17 protein-coding genes and 2 tRNA genes are annotated in these 21,061 nt (G+C 68.1%); 11 read left to right on the plus strand and 8 right to left on the minus strand.

Features of this window, described 5'->3' with window-relative positions; translation table 11 throughout:
* Nucleotides 1-387 (minus strand): lysozyme inhibitor LprI family protein, encoded by a 387-nt coding sequence (locus tag CAL15_RS18845; protein ID WP_086079896.1) that lies wholly within the window; start codon nucleotides 385-387, stop codon nucleotides 1-3.
* Nucleotides 388-562: 175 nt separating this feature from the next.
* On the opposite strand from CAL15_RS18845, the gene CAL15_RS18850 reads away from it, so the two are divergent.
* The 4 genes from CAL15_RS18850 (at nucleotide 563) to CAL15_RS18865 (ending at nucleotide 3,055) form a co-directional block, all read left to right on the plus strand.
* A complete protein-coding gene (locus CAL15_RS18850) occupies nucleotides 563-1,288 on the plus strand; it encodes an ABC transporter substrate-binding protein (protein ID WP_086079897.1) in 726 nt (241 codons plus the stop codon).
* 96 nt (nucleotides 1,289-1,384) lie between these two features.
* Entirely contained in the window at nucleotides 1,385-2,803 is a 1,419-nt protein-coding gene (locus tag CAL15_RS18855) for a short-chain fatty acid transporter (protein ID WP_086079898.1), read from the plus strand.
* A gap of 88 nt (nucleotides 2,804-2,891) precedes the next feature.
* Nucleotides 2,892-2,965 (plus strand) — tRNA-Cys (locus CAL15_RS18860).
* 14 nt (nucleotides 2,966-2,979) lie between these two features.
* Nucleotides 2,980-3,055: transfer RNA gene (locus CAL15_RS18865), tRNA-Gly, on the plus strand.
* A gap of 165 nt (nucleotides 3,056-3,220) precedes the next feature.
* Here the strand turns inward: CAL15_RS18865 and CAL15_RS18870 are convergent.
* Nucleotides 3,221-4,300, minus strand: coding sequence for a sensor histidine kinase (locus CAL15_RS18870; protein ID WP_086079899.1), 1,080 nt, complete (start codon nucleotides 4,298-4,300; stop codon nucleotides 3,221-3,223).
* Between CAL15_RS18870 and CAL15_RS18875 the strand changes: the two genes are divergently transcribed.
* A complete protein-coding gene (locus CAL15_RS18875; protein WP_232468030.1) occupies nucleotides 4,284-5,057 on the plus strand; it encodes a LytR/AlgR family response regulator transcription factor in 774 nt (257 codons plus the stop codon). The two genes, CAL15_RS18870 and CAL15_RS18875, sit on opposite strands and share 17 nt — an antisense overlap.
* Before the next feature lie 44 nt (nucleotides 5,058-5,101).
* On the opposite strand, the gene CAL15_RS18880 is transcribed toward CAL15_RS18875, so the two are convergent.
* Nucleotides 5,102-11,803, minus strand: a complete 6,702-nt coding sequence (locus tag CAL15_RS18880) for an autotransporter outer membrane beta-barrel domain-containing protein (protein ID WP_086079901.1) — start codon at nucleotides 11,801-11,803, stop codon at nucleotides 5,102-5,104.
* 243 nt (nucleotides 11,804-12,046) lie between these two features.
* Here CAL15_RS18880 and CAL15_RS18885 point away from each other — a divergent pair, with 243 nt between their 5' ends.
* Nucleotides 12,047-12,880 (plus strand): S1/P1 nuclease, encoded by an 834-nt coding sequence (locus tag CAL15_RS18885; RefSeq protein ID WP_157666689.1) that lies wholly within the window; start codon nucleotides 12,047-12,049, stop codon nucleotides 12,878-12,880.
* 24 nt (nucleotides 12,881-12,904) lie between these two features.
* Here the strand turns inward: CAL15_RS18885 and nudC are convergent, their stop codons facing one another.
* The 4 genes from nudC to CAL15_RS18905 all read right to left on the minus strand — a co-directional run bounded on the left by nudC (nucleotide 12,905) and on the right by CAL15_RS18905 (nucleotide 15,883).
* Nucleotides 12,905-13,876 (minus strand): NAD(+) diphosphatase, encoded by a 972-nt coding sequence (nudC, locus tag CAL15_RS18890; protein WP_086079902.1) that lies wholly within the window; start codon nucleotides 13,874-13,876, stop codon nucleotides 12,905-12,907.
* 104 nt (nucleotides 13,877-13,980) lie between these two features.
* Nucleotides 13,981-14,607, minus strand: coding sequence for a trimeric intracellular cation channel family protein (locus tag CAL15_RS18895; protein WP_086079903.1), 627 nt, complete (start codon nucleotides 14,605-14,607; stop codon nucleotides 13,981-13,983).
* An 84-nt stretch (nucleotides 14,608-14,691) separates the two neighbouring features.
* On the minus strand, nucleotides 14,692-15,396 hold the full coding sequence (locus tag CAL15_RS18900; RefSeq protein WP_086081179.1) for a nitroreductase: 705 nt from the start codon (nucleotides 15,394-15,396) through the stop codon (nucleotides 14,692-14,694).
* Nucleotides 15,397-15,505: 109 nt separating this feature from the next.
* A complete protein-coding gene (locus tag CAL15_RS18905; RefSeq protein ID WP_086079904.1) occupies nucleotides 15,506-15,883 on the minus strand; it encodes a DUF427 domain-containing protein in 378 nt (125 codons plus the stop codon).
* Between the two features lie 274 nt (nucleotides 15,884-16,157).
* On the opposite strand from CAL15_RS18905, the gene CAL15_RS18910 reads away from it, so the two are divergent.
* The 5 genes from CAL15_RS18910 (at nucleotide 16,158) to CAL15_RS18930 (ending at nucleotide 20,069) form a co-directional block, all read left to right on the plus strand.
* A complete protein-coding gene (locus tag CAL15_RS18910) occupies nucleotides 16,158-16,748 on the plus strand; it encodes a DUF2946 family protein (RefSeq protein WP_086079905.1) in 591 nt (196 codons plus the stop codon).
* A gap of 51 nt (nucleotides 16,749-16,799) precedes the next feature.
* Nucleotides 16,800-17,381: an NUDIX hydrolase gene (locus CAL15_RS18915; protein ID WP_086079906.1), complete on the plus strand. Its 582-nt coding sequence runs from the start codon at nucleotides 16,800-16,802 to the stop codon at nucleotides 17,379-17,381.
* 11 nt (nucleotides 17,382-17,392) lie between these two features.
* Complete coding sequence (aat, locus tag CAL15_RS18920; protein WP_086079907.1) at nucleotides 17,393-18,154, plus strand: leucyl/phenylalanyl-tRNA--protein transferase; 762 nt, start codon at nucleotides 17,393-17,395, stop codon at nucleotides 18,152-18,154.
* 67 nt (nucleotides 18,155-18,221) lie between these two features.
* Nucleotides 18,222-18,947 (plus strand): arginyltransferase, encoded by a 726-nt coding sequence (locus tag CAL15_RS18925; protein ID WP_086079908.1) that lies wholly within the window; start codon nucleotides 18,222-18,224, stop codon nucleotides 18,945-18,947.
* Nucleotides 18,948-19,022: 75 nt separating this feature from the next.
* A complete protein-coding gene (locus tag CAL15_RS18930; RefSeq protein WP_086079909.1) occupies nucleotides 19,023-20,069 on the plus strand; it encodes a quinone-dependent dihydroorotate dehydrogenase in 1,047 nt (348 codons plus the stop codon).
* 173 nt (nucleotides 20,070-20,242) lie between these two features.
* Here CAL15_RS18930 and phaP read toward each other — a convergent pair whose 3' ends face one another.
* Nucleotides 20,243-20,824, minus strand: coding sequence for a TIGR01841 family phasin (gene phaP, locus CAL15_RS18935; RefSeq protein WP_086079910.1), 582 nt, complete (start codon nucleotides 20,822-20,824; stop codon nucleotides 20,243-20,245).
* Nucleotides 20,825-21,061 lie beyond the last annotated feature (237 nt).

A 21,061-nucleotide genomic window follows, 5' to 3' on the forward strand; every position in this document is an offset into this window, starting at 1 on the left:
CTACTGCCCCAGCCTGGTGTTGTTGCAGCCGGTGCTCGAGCACTCGCGCTCGCGCTCTTTCAGTGCGGCCAGGCGCTGCTGCGTGTGTTCCATGGCGCAGGTCAGGTTCACGTAGTAGCCGTTGGGCTTCTCCAGGCTGCACTCTTCATCGCGCTGGCGGATCCAGGCCAGCTGCGCCTTCTTGAGCGACTCCTGCTGGCTCGCGTTCAGCAGCTTGCGCAGCGCCCCGTACTGCGTGTTCAGGTCGCGGTCGGCCTGCGAGAACTCGGTGCTGGTGCAGTACACCTGGTCGAAGGCATTGCGCGGTTTGCCGCAACCCGCCGCGCCCGCGCCGGCCATCGGCAAGGCGCCCGACAGCAGTGCGGCAACGATCAACTTCTTGTTCATCTTATTGCTCCATCGTATCGCCACAGGGGTGGCGGCTAGGTTGAACCTGTAGGCCATGGCTTGCGCAATGAGCCATGCCGCGGGCGATTTTCGCCGGGAATGCGGCGCACGTCCCGAAGCCATGGTAAGAAGTTGTGAACCCTCATCCGCCCTACCCACGGAGCCTTACGACACTATGGACGCCGCCATCAGAACAGCCTTCACCCCCACGGGCGCGCTGCGCGCCTCGATCAACCTGGGCAACCCCATCCTGGCCGGCCGCGACGGCGCCGGCGAGCCGGCCGGCGTGTCGGTGGACCTGGCACGCGCTTTCGCAGAACTGATCGGCGCGCCGCTGGAACTGGTCGTGTTCGACTCGGCCGGCAAGTCGGTCGAGGCCGTCACCAGCGAACAGGCCGACATCGGATTCTTCGCTGTAGACCCTGTGCGCGGCGCAGGCATTGCGTTCACCGCGCCGTATGTGCTGATCGAGGGCGCCTATCTGGTCGCGCAGGACTCTCCGCTGCAGAGCAACGAAGAGGTGGACCGCCCCGGCACGCGCGTGGCCGTAGGCAAGGGCAGCGCGTATGACCTGTACCTGACCCGCGAACTGAAGCATGCCGAGATCGTGCGCGCCCCGACCTCGCCCGCCGTGGTGGACACCTGGCGCGAACAGCGCCTGGACGTGGCCGCGGGCGTGAAGCAGCAGCTGGAGGCCGATGCGCGCCGTGTGGGCGGCGTGCGCCTGCTGCCCGGCCGCTTCATGGTGATCCAGCAGGCCATGGGCTGCCCCAGGTCGCGGCCCGCGGCCGCGGCGCAGTTCCTGGCGCGCTTCGTCGAAGACCGCAAGGCCGACGGCTTCGTCGCCCACACGCTGCAGCGCCACGGCATCCAGGGCGCGTCGGTGGCGCCCGCCGCCTGATCCGGGTTTACGCTACCATTCGCTCCCGCAAGCGTGCGGGGGCCGAAAGCCTCTGCGCACGCATTCCATCGAATCGCAGCACAGAGGAATGAGGATATGGCAGCACCATTGGAAGAAAGCCGGTCGGCACGCTTTGCCATGCGTTGCGCGGCCTGGGCCGAACGCTGGTTTCCCGACTCGTGGGTCTTCGCCACGGTCGGCGTCCTGATCATCGCGGTGGCCGCCCTGGCCATCGGCGCCACCCCCGCCAGCACGGCCAAGGCCTTCGGCGACGGGTTCTGGAGCCTGATCCCCTTCACCATGCAGATGGCCTTCGTGGTCATCGGCGGCTATGTGGTCGCCACGTCCGGACCGGCCTCCAGGCTGATCGACAAACTGGCCATGCTGCCCAAGAACGGCCGCTCGGCCGTGGGCTGGGTGGCCCTCATCTCGATGACGGCATCGCTGCTGAACTGGGGCCTGAGCCTGGTGTTCGGCGGCCTGCTGGTGCGCGCCATGGCCCGCCGCACGGACCTGAAGATGGATTACCGCGCCGCGGGCGCTGCCGCCTACCTGGGCCTGGGCGCCGTATGGGCGCTGGGCATCTCGTCGTCCGCGGCGCAGTTGCAGGCCAACCCCGCCAGCCTGCCGCCGTCGATCCTGGCCATCACGGGCGTCATCCCGTTCACCGAAACCATCTTCCTGTGGCAGTCGGGCCTGATGCTGGGCATTCTGATGGTGGTGTCGTGGATCATCGCCTACGTGACCGCGCCCAGCGCCGCCTCGGCGCGCGACGCCAAGGACTGCGGCGTGGACCCCGTGTTCGCCGCGCCGCCGGTCAGCAAGCCCACGCGGCCGGGCGAATGGCTCGAGCACAGCCCGCTGCTGATCATCGTGCTGGTCGCGCTGGCGGCCGGCTGGCTGATCCAGGAGTTCACGTCCAAGCCCGCCATCCTGGCGATCTCGGGCCTGAACACCTACAACCTGATCTTCATCATGGTGGGCGCGCTGCTGCACTGGCGTCCGCGCAGCTTCCTGGATGCCGTCGCGCGGGCCGTGCCCACCACGACCGGCGTGCTGATCCAGTTCCCGCTGTACGGTTCCATCGCGGCCATCATGACGCAGGTGAAGGGCTCGGGCGGCGAAACCATCGCGCACCACATCTCCGAGTTCTTCATGCGCATTGCCACGCACGACACCTATGCGCTGCTGATGGGCGTGTACTCGGCCGTGCTGGGCTTCTTCATCCCGTCGGGCGGCGGGAAGTGGATCATCGAGGCGCCCTACGTGATGCAGGTGGCCAACGAGCTGCACTACCACCTGGGCTGGGCCGTGCAGATCTACAACGCGGCCGAGGCGCTGCCGAACCTGATCAACCCGTTCTACATGCTGCCGCTGCTGGGCGTGCTGGGCCTGAAGGCGCGCGATCTCATCGGCTTCACCTTCGTGCAGCTGATCGTGCACATTCCGCTGGTGCTGTTCCTGCTGTGGGCGCTGGGCCAGACGCTGGCGTACTTCCCGCCGATCCAGCCCTGACGCGAAGCGGGGGAAGGCGCATGCCTATCCCCCTTAGGCGGACACACCGCGACAAGCTCATGTATACTAGCGGGCTTGATGCGGTTCTGGCGCAATGGCAGAGTGGTTATGCAGCGGATTGCAAATCCGTGTACGTCGGTTCGATTCCGGCTTGCGCCTCCAGCACATCGCACAACGCGGGAATAGCTCAGTTGGTAGAGCGCAACCTTGCCAAGGTTGAGGTCGCGAGTTCGAGACTCGTTTCCCGCTCCAGGTTTTGATCTACAGACATCTGACGTCTGTAAGTCGTTGAAAAAGGAGCTTCGGCTCCTTTTTTCATTGCCGCGGACGCCACGGAAATCCGTCTGGCCCGCCTGAGGTCCCTGCGCGAGCCCACCACGGGCCAGGCTGGCGACGAGACACTAGAACGGCGAGACACTAGAACGGCTTGACCGGATCCCCGCGCAAGCTGATCCGCGCCACGGTATGCCCGCCCCGCTCGTCGAGCGAGAATTCGTAGCGCTCGGGGTAATACAAGGCGAGGCGTCGGCACAGATTGGTCAATCCGTTTCCTCGCCTGGCGCCATTGGGCGCATGCAGGCGGCCGGGATTGCTGACTTCGATGGTCAACACGTCGTCCTTGTATCGAACGCGGATGGCGACCACGAACGCGTCATGATCGGCCGGCATGCCGTGCTTGATCGCGTTCTCCACCAAGCCTTGCAAAGTCATGTGGGGAATATGCGCCTCCAGGGCGGTCGGATCCACCTGGCTTTCGTATTCCAGTTGCCGGCCGAAACGCAGGGCCTGGATGCGCACATAGGTTTCGGCCGCGTCGATCTCCTCGTCCAGCCTGCGCGTGCCCCGTCCGTGCTGGTCCAGGGAATAGCGCAGGTAATCCGCCAGGCGTCGGGTCATTTCCTCGGCAATGGCGGGCCGATCGGCGATTTCCGCCACGATGGTATTGAGCGCGTTGAACAGGAAATGCGGCTCTATCTGTCGTTGAAGGTGCTCCAGCTCCAGCTGCACGGCGCGCGTCTCGGCCTTCATCCTTGAAATGCGGGCGTTGCGCGCGGCCAGCTCGGCCCTGACGCCGAAGTAGGTCAGCGTCCAGATAGAGAAAATGGCCATGTAGTAAAGGAAACCCAGGCGGTATTGATTGCCAGGGAAGACCCGCACCGTTCCGGGCGGGAACTGTTGCTGGAGAAAGTAGCCCAGGGAGGACAGTAGCGTTGCGGCCGTGACGCAGAACAATACAGCGCAGGCCAGGGTCGACACGGCCGACGCAGTCTTCGAAAAATAGCGTGCGTGCACAATCGCCGCGGCGCTGGTCAGCGAGAAGGCCAGCGGCTCGAGCGCGAGCGTGAGCCAGAACGCGGCCATGGCATTGCCGAAGATGGCAAAGCGGATGCAGAAGCCGGTCACGCTCAACAGGCCCCAAACCGCCGCCTGCGCCTGCCAGAATCCCAAGGAGGCCCTCGCCGGACCGAGTTCGTCGCCGATGGATCGAAAATTCATGGTTGGGACACCGGCGCGCTGGAGGGAATGGGAAAACCGATGGCTAGTAGAATACGCGGCAAAACAAAGGGGAGCCATGCTGCGGGTACTGATCATCGACGATGAGGCGCCTGCCCGGCGCTATATGCGCCGGCTGCTCGAGGCCGCCCCCAACGTCCGGGTCGAAGGCGAAGCGGCCACCGCCGACCAGGCACGCAGAATGATCCAGGACCTGCGGCCCGACGCGGTGTTCCTGGACATCATGCTGACGCGCGAAAACGGCTTCGACCTGGCCAAGGACTTGAATCCCGCCGTTCGCGTCGTTTTCGTGACCGCCCACAGCGACTATGCCGCGCAAGCCTTCGATATCGAGGCCGTGGATTACCTGCTCAAGCCGGTCGATCCCGCGCGGCTGGCGCAAACCCTGTATCGTCTGCGTCCGAACTCGGGCGCCTACCTGACCGCCCGCACGAGAAACGGCACCCGGCTCATCAAAGCCTGCGACCTGACCGTCGTACAGGCGCAAGGCGACTACGTTCGCCTGTGCAGCGCCGCCCATGGCGACGAATTGATGCACATCACGATGAAGCGGATGGCCGAGCGGCTGCCCTCGCCGCCCTTTCATGCCGTATCCCGATCGCTGATCGTCAATCTCGAGCACATCTCCCACCTGTCGCATCGGCACGGCGCGCAAACGGAAGTCATCTTCAACAACGGCGTTGCGTCCATCGTCGTGGGCCGCACGGCGTCGCTGCGCCTGCGGCGCGCCATGGCCTGAACCGCGGGCTGCGCCGCGCATCCAAGCGCGGTTGGCGAGCGGCATCAAAAGCGATACATCATTTTCAGTTGCCCCGCATGGCTGGTGGACCTGCTGGACGCCTCGCCATCGTATTGCAGCCGGAAGTCCAGGTTCGACGCGGTAGTGACCTGCACGCCCAGGCCGAACCGGCCGACGACGTGGTCGCCCGGCAGCGAGGTCCGGAAGGTTCCGCTGCCCGCCGGCGCACCCTTCAACCGCGCGGCCGTGCTCCATGAATCCTCGCTCAGGAAAGCGGCGCCCGCATAGGCATAGGGCCGCATGACGGCGCCATCGTGCAGTTCGACCCGTCCGCCCAATTCGAGCATGGGCGACAGGCTCACGACGAACTGGTCGCTGCTGTCGACCTTCAGGCTCAGCGGCCCGCCCGACTCGGTGTAGCCCGACATGCGCGTATACAAGGCGTCGAAATCGACGTAAGGCTTGAGATACAGGCTATCGCTCAATCCGAAGTGGCGTGCCGCCCGCAAGCGCGCCCCGACGCTGTAGACATCCGGGCTGCCGCTGGCCTGGCGGTCATAGCCGTCGATCGCCATGTTGCGGTCCATGCGGTAGGAGCCATAGCCGCCCGCGATGGAGCCGGCGTACAGCCACGGGCCGGCCTGGTGCTTCAGGGCGATGCCCGCGTAGCCCGCATCGCCGTCGCCGCCCACCCTGCCGCTATCGCCTCTAAGACGGCCATCCTGGTAGGCGATCGATCCGCCCACGAACCAGTCCGGCTTGTACTCGCGCTGTCCGCCGAACTGATAAGTCGTGCTGTCGAACGAAAAGCCCGGAGAGCCATCGCCGCCGTCGTGGTCGGTATTGCGCCGGGTCACCTGCCCCCAGAAGCAATCACGCTCGCGCCCGATGGTGTCGCCGCCTTCCATGACCGGGCACGACATCATCGCGCCCGTGAAGCTCGCCATGCCCGCTGCCATCTGTCCGGCCGGCGCAAGCGCCGCGCCTGGCGACAGATCGGTCAGGCGCTCTCGATAGGCAGATGGACCGCTCTTGGCCGCGTTGTTCAGCACGGCGAACAACGGTCCGAGTTCGACGGTGCCGCCAAGATCCCAGGCCCGCTGCAAGTGCTGCGCGACGCGTTCGTGGTTGCGCCTGAGTCCCTGGCTGGCGGCGTCGAAGTCCGCCGCTCGTACGCTGACGTGGTGCGTCCTGCCTTCCTGCCGCACATGGAAATCGAAGATGGGCGAGTCCACGGCTTGCAGCGTGCCCGACTGGGAACCTTCGACCTCCAGCACGTCGAGCTCGCGCCGCGGCAGCAGGCTCACGGCCGCCACGTCAAACCCGCCGTCCAATCGCGCATCGCCCTGCACGACCATGCGATCGGCCTGCATCGCGCCGAAATCCACGTCTCCCCGCAGTACGCCGGAAGACAGCTGCGCGTAGTTGCCGGTGACCGTCAGCGTGTCGAACCTGCCGGTGCGCCCGATCTCCAGCAGGCCGCCGTTGTCGACGTGGGCCTGGTAGAGAGTGGCCTCCTTCATGGCTGCCTGGTTGCCCGCGTACATGTGGCAAGCCGTGGCGCCGCTGGCGTTCTGGCACAGCACGTTGCCGTGCACCTCGCCATTGGAAAGGAGGTTGATATCCAGCGTCGCGCCCTGCTCGTTGGTACCCTGCCCGTCGTAGCGCACGCCTACGCCGCTGGCTGCGCCATAGATCACGGCATCCTGCTCGACGGTGATCGTGTTCTGGTAGCCGTCGGCGATCCAGATGCTGCTGCCGCTGCCCGAGCCGCCCTTGACCGTGCCGCGCACATGAAGGGAGATGAGGTCGCCGCCGTCCGGACCCGTGCTTTGCGCGAATATCCCGGTGGAGCCGTCGCCCGAGGCGTCGATGGTACCGCTCTGGTCCACCACCACCTGGCCGCCGCGGCCATGGCCGCTGTCGCCGCCGGTGGTGCCGGCGAATCCGCCGTCCGCGCTGCCGCCCAGGCCTCCGCCGCCGCCGATGGATTGCGCCACGATCCCGTAGGCGTGACGGCCCAGGGTCTTGATGACGCCGTCGGTCTTGACCGTCACGACGTTGCCGTTGCCCTGGCCGCCAGTGTCCGTTCCGTCGACGGCCCAGGCGGCGGGCGTCAGGCCGAGGCTCACGGAACTGTCGCCGGCAATACCGCCGCCGCCGCCGATGGACTGCGCCACGATGGCATGGGCGCCGGCGCCGGTCGTCGTAACCTGGCTGCCGGAACGCAAGGAAAACGTCACGCGCCCGCCGTCTCCGCCTGCGCCGCCGCGGCCGCCCAGGCCTACGCTGGCCAGGTTGCCGGCCTGGCCGGCGCCGCCGATGCCGCCGCCCGCGCCGATGGACTGCACCACGAATCCATGCGAGCGGTCGCCATGGGTCGTGGCAGAACTGCCAATGGTCATGTCGACGGTGCCGCCGTGATTGCCCGTGCCGCCATGTCCGCCCACCGAGAGGGCGATTTCATGGCTTTGGCCTCGGGACGCAGAGTCGCTGTTGCCTGCGCCGCCGATACCGCCGCCGCCACCGATGGACTGCGCGACCAGCGCCGGCGCATCGGACCCCGTGGTCTGGACTGCCAGCCAGGAAGCGGAACTGCTCTGGATGGTGCCGCCCACCCCGCTGGCTCCGCCGCTGCCGCCGGCCGAGCCGCCGACCGAGATGCTGCCCTTGGCCGTGTCGGAACCATCGCCGCCCTGGCCGCCGCCGCCGCCAATGGACTGCAGCAGCACGCCGTAGGCGTTGTAGCCGTCGGTCCAGATGCCGTTGCCGTAGCTGCCGTCGAAATTGGCGGTGATGGTGCCGCCGTTGCCCGCCGTGCCGCCCGCACCGCCAATGGCGATGTCGATATTGGCGAATACATCGCTGCCCGATGCCGAGGACGAACCGCCCGCGCCGCCGCCTCCGCCAATGGACTGGGCGACGATGCCATCGGCCCAGTCGCCTTCGGTGGCGATCTTGCCGCTGAAGTCTACGTCCACCCCGCCGCCCGCGCCGCCCGTGCCGCCACGGCCGCCCACATCGACCTCGAAGTGATAGCCCATGCTGTCGGCGTCGGTAATGCGGTTCACCGTATTCTTGGCCTTGGTGATGCGATCGATGATCGGGCGGCTGGACGAATCGGCGCCGATCGAGCCGCCCACGCCGCCTCCGCCGCCGATGGACTGCAGCACCACGCCGTCGGCATCTCCGCCTTGGGTGCGGATGGCGCCGGCAATGCCGGCCTTTATCGCACCGCCATTGCCGCCGCCGCCGCCCGTCTGGCCCACGCCCAGGGTCAGCTTGGCTCCGATTCCCTCGACCGACCCGGACACGCTCATGGTCCCGCCCTGAGCGGTCCCGCCGCCGCCGCCGATCGATTGGGCGACCATGCCGCGCGAGCCCGAGCCGACGGTCTGAATGGTATTGGGCGCGCCCAGGTAGACGTCCACTTCGCCACCCTGCCCGCCGCCGCCGCCGGCGCCTCCCAATCCGATCGTCAGTGCGACGTCGGCGAAGCCGCCCACCGAATAGGCATCGCTGCTGCCCACTCCGCCGTTGCCGCCGCCGCCGCCCACGGATTGCGCCAGCATGCCGTTGGCGAAATCGCCGTAGGTCAGGATGGTGGAGGCCGGCGCCAGGAGATTTGCCTGCAGGCCCTGGGCAAGCGGCAGTTCCACGCGAGCCGGCAGTATCGCGGCCAAGGGGACTTCGGTGCCGAACTGCACGAGCACCTTGCCGCCGTTGGAGGCATTGCCGCCCGTGCCGCCCAGGGCCATTCCGAGCGTGCCCGTCAGCGAGTCGCCATAGCCGACGTTGGCCGACAGAACGGAAGAGTCGCCGCCATTGCCGCCGCCTCCGCCGATGGATTGGGCCACCACCGCATGGGAGCCGTCGCCCAGGGTCGTGACCGAGGTGCCCTCGAGCAAGGCGATCTCGGTCACGCAGGAGCCATCCCCCGACGCGCAGGCATGGCCGCCGCTGCCGCCCTTGCCTCCGATGGCCGCCTGGAAGTTGAGCGCCAAGGGCGGGAACTCGGGGCTGCCGGGCGGGATGGCGATCACCAGGTCGCTGGCGGTCGCGCTGCCGCCGTTGCCCCCGCCGCCGCCGATGGTCTGCGCCAGGATGCCGAAGGAATCATTGGGCGCATAGGTGGCCGGATCGGCATTCTGATAATCCATGCCGGTGGCGATCTGCGAGGAACGCAGCACCACGCGCGAGTTTGCGCCCGTGCCGCCATTGCCGCCGCTGCCACCCACGACCACGGCCGCGTTCAGGCCCACCGTGATGTCGAAGTTGTTGGCGTCGCCTCCGGTTCCGCCACCGCCGCCGATCGACTGGGCCAATATCCCGGCCGCATGCGAGCCGCCGGTCAGTATGTTCAGGTTGGTGTACTCGATGCTCGTGCCGTTGGCGCCCGCATGGCCGCCGGCGCCGGCGCTGCCGCCCAGTTGCAGGGCGGCGAACGACGCCAGGCCGAAGTTCGTCACGCTGCCGCCGCTGCCTCCGCCGCCGCCGATGTTCTGGGCGACGATGCCCGGCGAGTAGTCGCCTCGGGTGGTCAGGGTCATGCCCTGCGGCGAGGCGTTGCCGCAGGCGCCGGCATTGCCCATGCAGATAGAGCCGCCATTGCCGCCGCCGCTGCCGCTGCCGCCGATGGCTATCGACACGCCGGCCGAACCGGTATGCGTATCGCCGCCGTTGCCGCCGCCGCCACCGATGGACTGCGCCAGCACGCCAGGGCTGAAGCGTCCCGACGTGGACAGCGTGCCCAGGCCCTGCAGGACGATGCTGCCGCCGTCGCCGCCCGCGGCGCCGTCGCCGCCCACGCCGAGGATGCCGATGCTGTCGCCGCCGCTGCCCCCGCCGCCGCCGATGGACTGCGCCAGAATGCCGGCCGACGCATCGCCTGAGGTACGGATCGTCCCGATATTGTCGATCGTGACGTTCGCACCCTGCGACCGGGTCGTGCCGCTGGCGCTGCCGCCGATGCTCAGCGCCCCGATGGCGCTGCCCGCGGCGCCACCGCCGCCGCCGATGGACTGGGCAAGCATGCCATGCGACGAGTAGCCGGTAGTGGCGATCTCGCCGGACTGGGTCACCGTTACGTCGCCCGCCGCGCCGCCGCCCGCGCCGTCTCCGCCCAGCGCGACCAGGCCGCTGACGTCGACGCCGCCGGCTCCGCCGCTGCCGGCGATGGACTGGGCCAGCACGCCGTAGGCATGGTCGCCGCCGGTGACGATGCTGCCGGCGGCATCCACGACGACGGAAGACGCATCGCCGCCGCTGCCGCCATTGCCGGCCTGGCCGCCCAGAACGGACACGAAGGTGCCGCCCGTGCCGCCACCGCCGCCGATGGACTGCGCCAGGATGCCCGTGGCGAAATGGCCCGTGGTCTGGATGGCGGTTCCCGCGCCGGCGGACACACGCACCTCGGAGGAGCTGCCGCCGTAGCCGGCCCCGCCGCCCTGGCCCGCCAGGGCGGCTCCGTCTCCGCCGTCGCCCCCCTCGCCGCCCAGGCTCTGTGCCAGGATGCCGTAAAGGTTGTCGCCATGCGTGGTGATACGGGTTCCGTCGCCCTGCAGTTCAACCACTACGGAATTGCCGATGCCGCCGATACCGCCGGTGTGGTCCTGCTCGGGGCCCGTGCCGCCCTTGCCGCCGCGGCTGAGCGCCGCGATGCCCGCGCCTTCGCCCGAGAACGATCCGCCCACGTCCAGCAGCACGCTGCCGCGGGTCGTCACCCAGACGGTGCCGCCGAAGCCGCCACGGCCGCCCGGATCGGAGTCGTCCCAGGACTGCGAGCCGTCGCCGGCCCCGCTGATCGCATGGATGCCGTAGACGTCGTTGCCGCCCTGGGCGTTCCAGACCACGTCGATCGCGCCGGTATTGGTGACGGTGACCGCGCTGGTATCGCCGGCCCCGCCGTTGTCCGCGCCGCCCGATCCTCCGTAGGACTCGGCGTGAATGCCGGCCCCCCGGGCATAGCCCGTCAGGCGGCTCGACGTGCTGCCCAGCCGGATGGCGCCGTTGTTGGTGAGGGTTATGGTCCCGCCGTCCCCGCCGGAGCCTCCCGCCTGGTCGTCCAGGATGGAGTCGTTCTGGCTGCCGCCCGTGCCGCCGCCCGTGACCGCGCTGATGCCGAACAAGGGCACGTTGGTCGTGGTGCCGCCCGCGCTGGTATAGGGCTGCACGCTGCCGTTGATGGTCAGCGTCCCGTTGTTGGTGATGGTCAGCGCCTGACCGTTCCCGCCGGACCCGCCGTTGGAGTTGTTGTTGTCGTTGTCGTCGTCGCCGTTGCCGCCAATGGAGGTCACGGCGATCAGGCTCTGGTAGTAGCCGGAATGCACCGTGCCTTCCAGCGTGATGTTGGCGCTGTTCGACAGCCGGATCTCGCCGCCGTCGCCGCCGCTGGCCTCGTCGACGCCCAGGCCGCCGCGGCTGTAGCCCATCAACACGCCGGGCACGTTGCCGGTGACCGGATAGCTCAGGCTGCTGCTGGCGTTGGTCGTGAGGCTGCCGCTTTGGTTGATCGTGAAGCTCTCGCCGTCCGTGCCGGCCTTTTCGCTCGAACTGCCGTCGACGCCGTCGGCGCCCTGGCAGATGTAGTAGTACCGGTCGCCGGCCGAGACGCCCTGGTTGCAACTGGCCTGCGCCTGGCCTGCCAAGGTCGCGGCGTACGCGCACCAGGCGGACATGATGGCAAGCCGCAGCATGTTGGGACGGAGCGAAACCGTTCCATGGCGGAAGTGAGCTTGTGCGTTCATGATCGGCGGGTCTCGGGGAAAAAAATTCCCGTGCAGTCTGGCGAGCCGCTATTCACGGAACAAGTTTTTTTCGACGAACCGTCGTTTTTCTTCGATGAAACAGCGTTTCCTGCATGGAGCCCCGGCAGCGCGTGCGGGAGCTTGGACGTGATCGTTTTCGTCACGATTGCGCGCAAAATTCACCGGCCTTTAACACGCATTCGTCGTACGCTGGCGCTTTTTCCCATCGCGAGGAAATCCGCCATGCGTCTCGCCCCCCTTGCCTGCTGCGCCGCCCTGCTGCTGGGTCCGGCCCACACCGCCCACGCATGGGGCGAGGAAGGCCATTCCATCGTTGCCGAAATCGCCAGCCGCCGTCTGTCGCCCGAGGCGCGCGCCGGCATCGAGGCACTGCTGGGCAAGGGAGCATCGCTGGCGTCGGTGTCGGGCTGGGCCGACGACGAGCGCGTCCGCGATCCGCGAACCACGCGCTGGCACTTCGTGGAGATCCCGCTGGCCAAGGACGACTACGACCCGGCGCGCGACTGCGTGGCGGACCCTGACAAGGGCGACTGCATCGTCGCCGAGATTGTCCGCGAGAGCACCGCGGTGGCGTGCCCCACGCGTTCCGTGGGCGAGCGACGCCGGTCGCTGATGTTCCTGGTGCACTTCGTGGGCGACGTCCACCAGCCGCTGCATACGGTCAAGGAGAACAACGGCGGCAACGGCATCAGAGTGACGATCGCCATCCGCAATGGCGCCAATGGCTCGGCTTCGGAAGACACCAACCTGCACGCCGCCTGGGACGCCGCGCTGATCCGCAAGACCGTGTGGGCCTGGGGCAACTACGTGGAGGTGCTGGAATCCAACTGGCTGCCCAAGGCCGGCAACGACCTGGCACGCGGCTCGCCCGCCGACTGGGCGCTGGAAAGCCACCGCACGGCGGTGAAGCTGTTCGACATCCAGCCCCGCAACGACGTGCTGGACGACGCCTACCTGGCCAAGGCCCGCCCCATCCTGGACCGCCAGCTGTCCGTGGCGGGCATGCGGCTGGCGCACCTGCTGAACGACGCCTTCGCCACCAAGCGCTGCAAGTAGCGGGGGGACTTCACTGCGTGGGCGTCACTCCAGCTCGCGCGACCCCACGTGCCGCAGCACGCCCGCGCCCTCTTCCACGAACGCCTTCATCAGGTGATAGGCGATGGCGAAGGGCTTGGGCGAAGACAGCCCTTCGGGATGCGTGCCGGCGATCATGGCGGCAATCTCGGCGCGCGTGAACCAGCGCGCGTCCTCGAGTTCGTTGCGGTCGACCACGATGTCGCTGCCGATCGCCCGTGCGAAGCAGCCGATCATCAGCGACGAGGGAAACGGCCAGGGCTGCGAGGCGAAGTAGCGCACTTCGCCGCACGCGATGCCGGCTTCTTCCATCACCTCGCGACGCACGGCGTCCTCGATGGTTTCGCCCGGCTCGAGAAAGCCGGCCAACGCGGAATACATACCGGGCGCGAAGCGCTGCTGGCGTCCCAGCACGCAACGGTCGCCGTCGATGGCCAGCATGATGACCACGGGATCGACGCGAGGAAAGTGCTGCGCGCCGCACGCGTCGCAATCGCGCCGCCATCCGGCCGCCGACATGCGGCTGGGCGCCCCGCAGTTGGCGCAGAAGCCATGTCGGTCGTGCCAGTGCAGGATGGCCTTGGCGCCGCCCAATTCGCCCAGCAGCGAAGGGGCGAACAGGCCGCGCGCGGCGATGGAGCGCAGGTCGATCAGCGCCAGGTCCGGCCGGACGTCCAGGGATTCGGCCGCGGCGGCGGGGTACGCGACCGCGAACAACGCCACCCCGGATTCGTCCTGCCCCATGAAGACTTCGCGCACCGGCTGGCCCAGTGCCTCCAGCTGCGCCGCATCGAACAGCGGATCGAAATCGTCCTGCTGAACGGCCAGCACCGGCACGTCACCGGCGAAGACGAAATATCGGGTGGAAGGATGCTGCCGGCACGCCCGCACATAATCCCCATCGTCGCGCCGCCCCGACTGGCGGTCCAAAGGATTGAGGCCGAAGTCGATGCGCGAGGAAGAGTCGAGAAATGGCATGAGGCGGCGTCCAGCGAGACGGTTGCGGCGGCGGGTTACGGTAGCACCAAAGCACGGTCATCGTCGATGCGACATCCGGGCCGACCAGGGCCTGTCCACAGGCCCTAATACCCCGTCGCCTTGGGCAATTGCCAGCCTTGCGAGACAGCGAACAGCCGGATGGCAAAGCAAAGCACGCCACCGAAGATGCCGGCCGCCGCGGGCGGCCAGCCCAGGCGCCGGCACAGCAGCACCGCCACCGCGCCCGCCAGCGCCGCGGTGGCATAGATGTCCGAATTGAGCACTGCCGGCACACGGGCAAGCAGCAGGTCGCGCACCGCCCCGCCGCCCACGGCGGTCAGCACGCCCATCAAGGCCGCGACGAAGGGATGGATGCCGTACAGCAACGCCTTCTCGACGCCCGCCACGGCGAACAGTGCCAAGCCGGCCGCGTCCAGCACCACCATCACGTCCAGGGGAATGCGCGCCAGGTAAGGATGCAGTGCGAACGCGACGCCTCCGGCCAGGAACGCCAGCGCCGGGTAGCGCCAGTCGCGCACCGCATTGGGCGGCACGGCCCCGATGAGCACGTCCCGGATCACGCCGCCGCCCAGCGCCGCGATGAACGCCACCACCATGACGCCCCACAAGTCCAGCCCGGCCTGCATGGCCGCGATCGCGCCTTCCACGGCGAACACGCTCGTGCCTGCCAGGTCGGCGATGAGGACGACGGTTTCGGTTCGGAGTCTCACGATGCGCGGCGACGTCGATGCTACGGTTCCACGCGGGCACGGGCGCGGCCGCCGACATGCGGTGGCGGCGGTGCCCCGTCCGCTCTACGACACGAACCGCGTGAACCCCGCCACCGGCTCACGCTCGCTGTACAGCGTGTTCTCCACCGCCCGCGGGTCCGCATAGCCCAGCGCCATGCCGCACACCAGCATTTCTTCGGCGGGCAATTCCAGCTCGCGCGCGATCACGGCGTGATAGGGCACGAAAGCGGCCTGCGGGCAGGTATCCAGGCCATGCGCGCGCGCGGCCAGCATGACCGATTGCAGGAACATGCCGTAATCCAGCCAGCTGCCCTGCGACATGATGCGATTCAAGGTGAACATCAGGCCGACCGGCGCATCGAAGAAGGCGTAGTTGCGGGCGTGCTGCGCGTGCATGCGGGCCTTGTCGTCGCGCGTGATGCCCAGCAGACCGTACAGGTCCCAGCCCACTTTGCGGCGACGGTCCTGGAACGGCGGAATCCACTGCTTGGGGTAGTAGTCGTACTCGCCGCGATACCGGCTCTGGTCCGGATCGTCGTAGGCCTGGCGCAGCGCGTCGCACAGGCGCTGCCGGGCCGCGCCCGTTATCACATAGACCTTCCACGGCTGCGCGTTGTTGCCCGAAGGCGCGCGGCTGGCCAGCTCGAGCACCTGCTCGATCAGCGGCTGCGGTACGGGATCCGGCAGGAACGCGCGGATCGAGCGGCGCGTGCGCATGGCTTCGTCCAGCGACAAGGATGCCGAATCCAGACGTGCCGAAGAATCCATGCCTGCCATGCCTGCCTCGCGCGAAATGGGCACGTGCCCGGAAGCGGCCATATATACCATTTCCGGGCGCTTGGCCCCGGCCGGACCGTCCGCGCTCACTGGCCAACTGTCAGGACAATTCCTCGATCGAGTCCACGCGGTCGGGATAGAACGCGATGTGGCCCGCGATCCGAGCCACGGCGGGATGCGGCGCCTCGTAGCTCCAGGCGGCGTTGTCGGCGCGCTCGCCGGCGGCAGGAATGCTGTAGTAGGCGCAGTCGCCCTTGTAGGGGCAATGCGTGGCGTGGCTGGTGCGCTCCAGCCTGGCCATGTCCACGTCGTCGCGCGGGATGTATTGCACCGGAGGATAGTCGGCCTCGCGCAGTGTCAGCGCGCGCCTGGTGTCGGCGATGGCAAGGCCGCCCGCCGTCACCACCACACGCGCGGTGTTGGGGGTAATGGTGATGGGATGATTGGCGTCGGGAATCAGGATGGGCTTGTCGGTCATGGCTGTGTCCTGGAGTCTCGCGGAGCCGCCGTCGAAACCGGTCGTCGACGATGGCCGGATCGATCATCCGCCGTGTCCGCATCTTGCGTAGCGTACCTCGTGACGCGCGGTGGCACGCCTGCTGTCGCATGCCGTTGCATGGCTGACATGGCGTGGCTCGCGCCGCACGCTGTGCATGCCACGCCGCACGTTGCACGCCGCCACGCTTCCTATAATCGCCGCATGTACTCCGCCCTTTTCCCCATCCGGCGCTCCCGCGCCTAGTCCCGCCATCATGGACCAGGCCGTCAAAGAAGCCATCGCCCGCTGGCCCGACGTGCCGGCGGTATGCGGCTGGCTGTCGCTGGACGAACGCGGCCGCTGGCGGCTGCATCCGCAGGGCGACGCGGCGGCGGGAGGCCCGGGCGAACCCGTCACCAACACGCAGATCCTCGCCTTCATGGATCGCAACTATGCCGGCGACGACCAGGGCCGCTGGTATTTCCAGAACGGTCCGCAGCGGGTTTACGTGCGCCTGGATGCCGCGCCCTACATCCTGCGCCGCGCGGACTCCGGCTCGGGCCTGCAGACGCACAACGGGCTGGACGCGGGGCGGGTATCGGCATGGTGGCTGGACGACACGGGCCGACTGTATGCCGTCACGGACGCCGGCCCCGGCATGATCGAAGACCGCGAGCTGGGCACGCTGCTCGAACTGCTGCACACCGTCGACGGCGTGCCGCTGCTGGACGCGCTGGAGTCGCTAGAAGACGGCCAGGAACCGCAGGTCCGGCTGCCCGATGCGGCGTCCGCCGCCCCGCTGCGCCAGGCTTCGCGCCGCGAGATGCCGACACGCCTGGGCTTTTGCGCCCTGCCCTCCTTGTAGGCGCCGCCCACCCCTGTCGCGGCCGACGCCGGTGCCGGTAGAATCGCCGTCATGAGCGCCAATCAGCCCCCCAGCTACTTTCCGGCCCCGCGCCGCGCCCGCTTCTGCAGCCAGTGCGGATCGCCGGTCGCCCGCCGCGTGCCCGACGGCGACAACCGCGAACGCGATCTCTGCGATCACTGCGGCGCCATCCATTACCAGAACCCGCGCATGGTGGTCGGCACGGTGCCGACGTGGCAGGGGCGCGTGCTGCTGTGCCGGCGCGCCATCGAGCCGCGCTACGACACCTGGACCCTGCCCGCGGGCTTCATGGAGCTGGGCGAAAGCACCGCGCAGGGGGCCGAGCGCGAGACGCTCGAAGAGTCCGGCGCCCGCATCGCGCTGGGCCAGCTGTACACGGTGATCGACGTGCCGCAGGTGGAACAGGTGCACCTGTTCTACCTGGCCGAGGCGCTGGGCCCCGAACTCGATCCCGGCCCCGAAAGCCTGGAGGCGCGCTACTTCGACGAGGCCGAAATTCCCTGGAGCGACCTGTCGTTCCGCACGGTCGCCACGACGCTGCAGCGCTATTTCGAAGACCGCCGCCGCGGCACGTTCCCCACCCAGCACTACACGCTCGATTCGCGCCGCTGACGCGTGTTGCCTTGAAACTGCCCTGGCTCGATCCCGACACGCCCCTGCCCCCGCCCGAGCAGGCGCTGCAGCAGCCGCCCGGCCTGGTGGCGGCCGGCCTCGACCTCTCCACCGCGCGCCTGACCGAGGCGTATCGCAACGGCATTTTCCCGTGGTATTCCGAGGGCGAGCCGGTGCTGTGGTGGAGCCCGGATCCCCGCATGGTGCTGGCCTGCGCCGACTTCGCGCCCTCGCACTCGCTGCGCAAGCGCCTGCGCCGCATCGCGCGCGAGGCCGTCGAGCCCTGGCCCTCGGTGCAGGTGCGCGTGGACACCGCGTTCGCCGAAGTGCTGGCCCTATGCGCCGCGCCGCGCGGCGACCATGCCGGCACCTGGATCACCGAGCCCATGCAGCTGACATATCGCGCCTGGCATGCCGAGGGCCGCGCGCACAGCATCGAAACCTGGATAGACGGCGAACTGGCCGGCGGGTTGTACGGCATCAGCCTGGGCCGCATGTTCTTCGGCGAGTCCATGTTCGCGCGAGCCACCGACGCGTCGAAGATCGCCCTGGCCTATCTGGTCCGATTCCTGCAGCGCCACGGCGTCGAATGGATCGACTGCCAGCAGGAAACGCGGCATCTGGCCAGCATGGGCGCCAGGCCGGTGGATCGGGCCCGCTTCCTGGCGCACGTGCGTGCCACGGTCGACTTGCCCGCCCCGCCCTGGCGGCGCGGCATGCTGGATGCCGACGGACTGTTGCATCCGCTTCCGCCCGACGGCCTGCTGTCCTGAGCGCGCCCGGCAAGATGCGCGATAATAAGGCTCGGCGCGCCCCACGCATCGAACCGCGCGCAAGCCCATGAGCCAGCTCAAAGAACTTCCCTTCTCCACGCTGCAGTTCTACTCCACGGCGCCCTATCCGTGCAGCTATCTGCCTGGCCGCCAGGCACGGTCGCAGGTGGCGGCCCCTGGGCACCTGATCAACGCGGGCACGTATTCGCAATTGGTCGAACAGGGCTTTCGCCGCAGCGGCCTGTTCACTTACCGCCCTCACTGCGACCACTGCCGCGCCTGTGTGCCGGTGCGCGTGGACACGGCCCGCTTCACGCCCAACCGCAGCCAGCGCCGCGCGTGGCGATTCAACCAGCCGCTGCGCGCCTTCGTGGCCGAGCTGGCGTGGTCGCCCGAGCACTACGCGCTGTACACCCGCTACCAGCAGGGTCGCCATCCGGGCGGCGGCATGGACGAAGACAGCCGCACGCAGTACGCGCAGTTCCTGCTGACCACGCGCGTCAACACGCGGCTGGTCGAGTTCCGCACGCCCGAGGGCGTGCTCTGCATGGTGTCCATCATCGACGTGCTGGACGACGGCCTGTCCTCGGTCTACACCTTCTACGACCCTGACGCGCCGGGCAGCCTGGGCACCTACAGCATCCTGTGGCAGATCGAGCAGTGCCGCACCCTGGACCTGCCCTGGCTGTACCTGGGGTACTGGATCCGCGACAGCCGCAAGATGGCCTACAAATCCAGCTTCCAGCCCTTGCAGATGCTGCTGGACGGCGGCTGGCAGGACCATACCGGCTAGTCCCGCAGGCCCCTAGCCGGCATGCCCGCGCGCGCCTCGCCGCGGGAGCACGCCCACTCCACTACAATCCGGCCCATGTCGATCCTGTTCCAAGCCTATCCCCTGGCCCGCGCGGCGCTCTTCGCCATGGATGCGGAAACCGCCCACGAGCTCACGCTGACCAATCTGCAGCGGGCCTACGATTGCGGCGCCACGCGGCGCCTGCTGCAGGCCCGTCCCCAGGCCCCCACCGAACTGCTGGGGCTGAAGCTGTCCAATCCGGTCGGCCTGGCCGCGGGGCTGGACAAGAACGGCGCGCACATCGACGCCCTGGGCAACCTGGGATTCGGCTTCATCGAGGTCGGCACGGTCACGCCTCGCGCGCAGCCCGGCAATCCCAAGCCGCGCATGTTTCGCCTGCCGCGCTCGCAGGCCCTGATCAACCGGCTGGGGTTCAACAACCTGGGGTTGGAGGCCTTCGTGGCCAACGTGCAGCGCAGCCAATGGCGGCGCCAGGGCGGCGTGCTGGGGTTGAACATCGGCAAGAACGCCGACACTCCCATCGAGCGCGCCGCCGACGATTACCTGCTGGGCCTGGCCGGCGTGTACCCGCATGCCGACTACGTCACGGTGAACATTTCCTCGCCCAACACCAAAAACCTGCGCGCCCTGCAGGGCGGCGATGAACTGACGTCCCTGCTGTCCCGCCTGCGCGACAAGCGCAAGGAACTGGCCGACCAGCATGCCCGCCAGGTGCCGATGCTGGTGAAGATCGCCCCCGACCTGGACCACGAGCAGATCGACGCCATCGCCGACATCCTGCCCGGACTGGGCGTGGACGGCGTCATCGCCACCAACACCACGCTGTCGCGTGCGGCGGTGCAGGGCCAGCCGCATGCCGATGAGGCCGGCGGCCTGTCGGGCCCGCCGGTGCACGAGCTTTCGCTGGCGGTGATCGAACGGCTGCGTGCGCGGGTGGGTCGGACACTGTCCATCGTCGGCGTGGGCGGCATCGTGTCGGGCAAGCAGGCTCGCGAGAAGATGGCGGCCGGCGCCGATGCCGTGCAGCTTTACACCGGGCTTATCTATCGCGGCCCGGCACTGGTCGAGGAATGCGTGCGGGCGGTGGCAGCTCACCGCTGAGGCCCCTTCGGCGTTCGGCTTGGCGGAATCACCCCTGAAGGCGGGAAAATCCGCCGTCGAACCCAGGCGGCGCAGGCAAAAAAGAAGGGCCACCCGAAGGTGACCCCTAATTCCAGCTCTGCTCTGTCTTTACACAGTACTACAGAGTCGGGCTGCGCAACAGCCCCGTTACGTTACGCGGCGGCGCGGCGCGGGGCGCGCGTCGCCTTGCCGGCAGCCTCGGCGGCGTCGGTGGCGGCCTTGAACGTGGCGTTGGCGGCGGCGTTCATGTTCGATTCAGCGACTTCGGCGGCCTGCTTGGCAGCCTTGCTCAGCGACTCGTAGGCGCTGTTCGCCGTGGCCAGCGACGACTTCAGCATGGCAACGGCGCTTTCCGAGCCGGCGGGAGCGTTCTTGGACAGCTGCTCGACGGCTTCGGTGACTTGCTGCTGGCTTTCGGCGATCTGCTCTTCGGCCAGCTTGACCAGTTCGGTCTGCACGCCGGCGACGATGTCATACACGTGCTTGCCGTAGGCCAGGGCCTTCTCGGCGCCCGGTTGCACCAGGCCGGTGGTGAAGGCGGCCACGTCTTGCGGGTCTTTCAGTTCGGCAGCCTGGGCCGATTTCTGAGCGGCCTCGTCGATCGTGGCCTTGACGACCTTCATGTTCAGATCGACCAGCTTTTCGAAGCCGCTGAACAGGGCGGCCTGGGCGGCGACCAGCGTGTTGATGGAAGCTTTTTGACGGGCCAGCACTTGTTGCGGAATGGCGCTCATGGTATCTCCTGTAGTGGCCGGCTGGGCCGGCGCATGGAATGGATATGGAAAGGTCTGCGACGAAAAGGGAACGTGCGCGGACTGGTACTTTCGGACTCCACTTTGAAATACCGCCGGCGCGTTTTGCTGCACTGCACAAAGTGCATTCTAGGCCACGCAGATTTCATGTCAAGCACTGTTTGTGCAGTGCAATACTTATTTGCACTTTATCGCCACTGCACGGATATAACCTCCGGA

The organism is Bordetella genomosp. 13 (genome assembly GCF_002119665.1).
Taxonomy (GTDB): domain Bacteria; phylum Pseudomonadota; class Gammaproteobacteria; order Burkholderiales; family Burkholderiaceae_B; genus Bordetella.

Excerpts from the sequence above, each read along its gene's own strand:
- CAL15_RS18845 (WP_086079896.1), bottom strand. The coding sequence starts at position 387 with ATGAACAAGAAGTTGATCGTTGCCGCACTGCTGTCGGGCGCCTTGCCG.
- CAL15_RS18850 (WP_086079897.1), top strand. The coding sequence starts at position 563 with ATGGACGCCGCCATCAGAACAGCCTTCACCCCCACGGGCGCGCTGCGC.
- CAL15_RS18855 (WP_086079898.1), top strand. The coding sequence starts at position 1,385 with ATGGCAGCACCATTGGAAGAAAGCCGGTCGGCACGCTTTGCCATGCGT.
- CAL15_RS18875 (WP_232468030.1), top strand. The coding sequence starts at position 4,284 with ATGGATCGAAAATTCATGGTTGGGACACCGGCGCGCTGGAGGGAATGG.
- CAL15_RS18870 (WP_086079899.1), bottom strand. The coding sequence starts at position 4,300 with ATGAATTTTCGATCCATCGGCGACGAACTCGGTCCGGCGAGGGCCTCC.
- CAL15_RS18880 (WP_086079901.1), bottom strand. The coding sequence starts at position 11,803 with ATGAACGCACAAGCTCACTTCCGCCATGGAACGGTTTCGCTCCGTCCC.
- CAL15_RS18885 (WP_157666689.1), top strand. The coding sequence starts at position 12,047 with ATGCGTCTCGCCCCCCTTGCCTGCTGCGCCGCCCTGCTGCTGGGTCCG.
- nudC (WP_086079902.1), bottom strand. The coding sequence starts at position 13,876 with ATGCCATTTCTCGACTCTTCCTCGCGCATCGACTTCGGCCTCAATCCT.
- CAL15_RS18900 (WP_086081179.1), bottom strand. The coding sequence starts at position 15,396 with ATGGATTCTTCGGCACGTCTGGATTCGGCATCCTTGTCGCTGGACGAA.
- CAL15_RS18905 (WP_086079904.1), bottom strand. The coding sequence starts at position 15,883 with ATGACCGACAAGCCCATCCTGATTCCCGACGCCAATCATCCCATCACC.
- CAL15_RS18910 (WP_086079905.1), top strand. The coding sequence starts at position 16,158 with ATGGACCAGGCCGTCAAAGAAGCCATCGCCCGCTGGCCCGACGTGCCG.
- CAL15_RS18915 (WP_086079906.1), top strand. The coding sequence starts at position 16,800 with ATGAGCGCCAATCAGCCCCCCAGCTACTTTCCGGCCCCGCGCCGCGCC.
- CAL15_RS18925 (WP_086079908.1), top strand. The coding sequence starts at position 18,222 with ATGAGCCAGCTCAAAGAACTTCCCTTCTCCACGCTGCAGTTCTACTCC.
- CAL15_RS18930 (WP_086079909.1), top strand. The coding sequence starts at position 19,023 with ATGTCGATCCTGTTCCAAGCCTATCCCCTGGCCCGCGCGGCGCTCTTC.
- phaP (WP_086079910.1), bottom strand. The coding sequence starts at position 20,824 with ATGAGCGCCATTCCGCAACAAGTGCTGGCCCGTCAAAAAGCTTCCATC.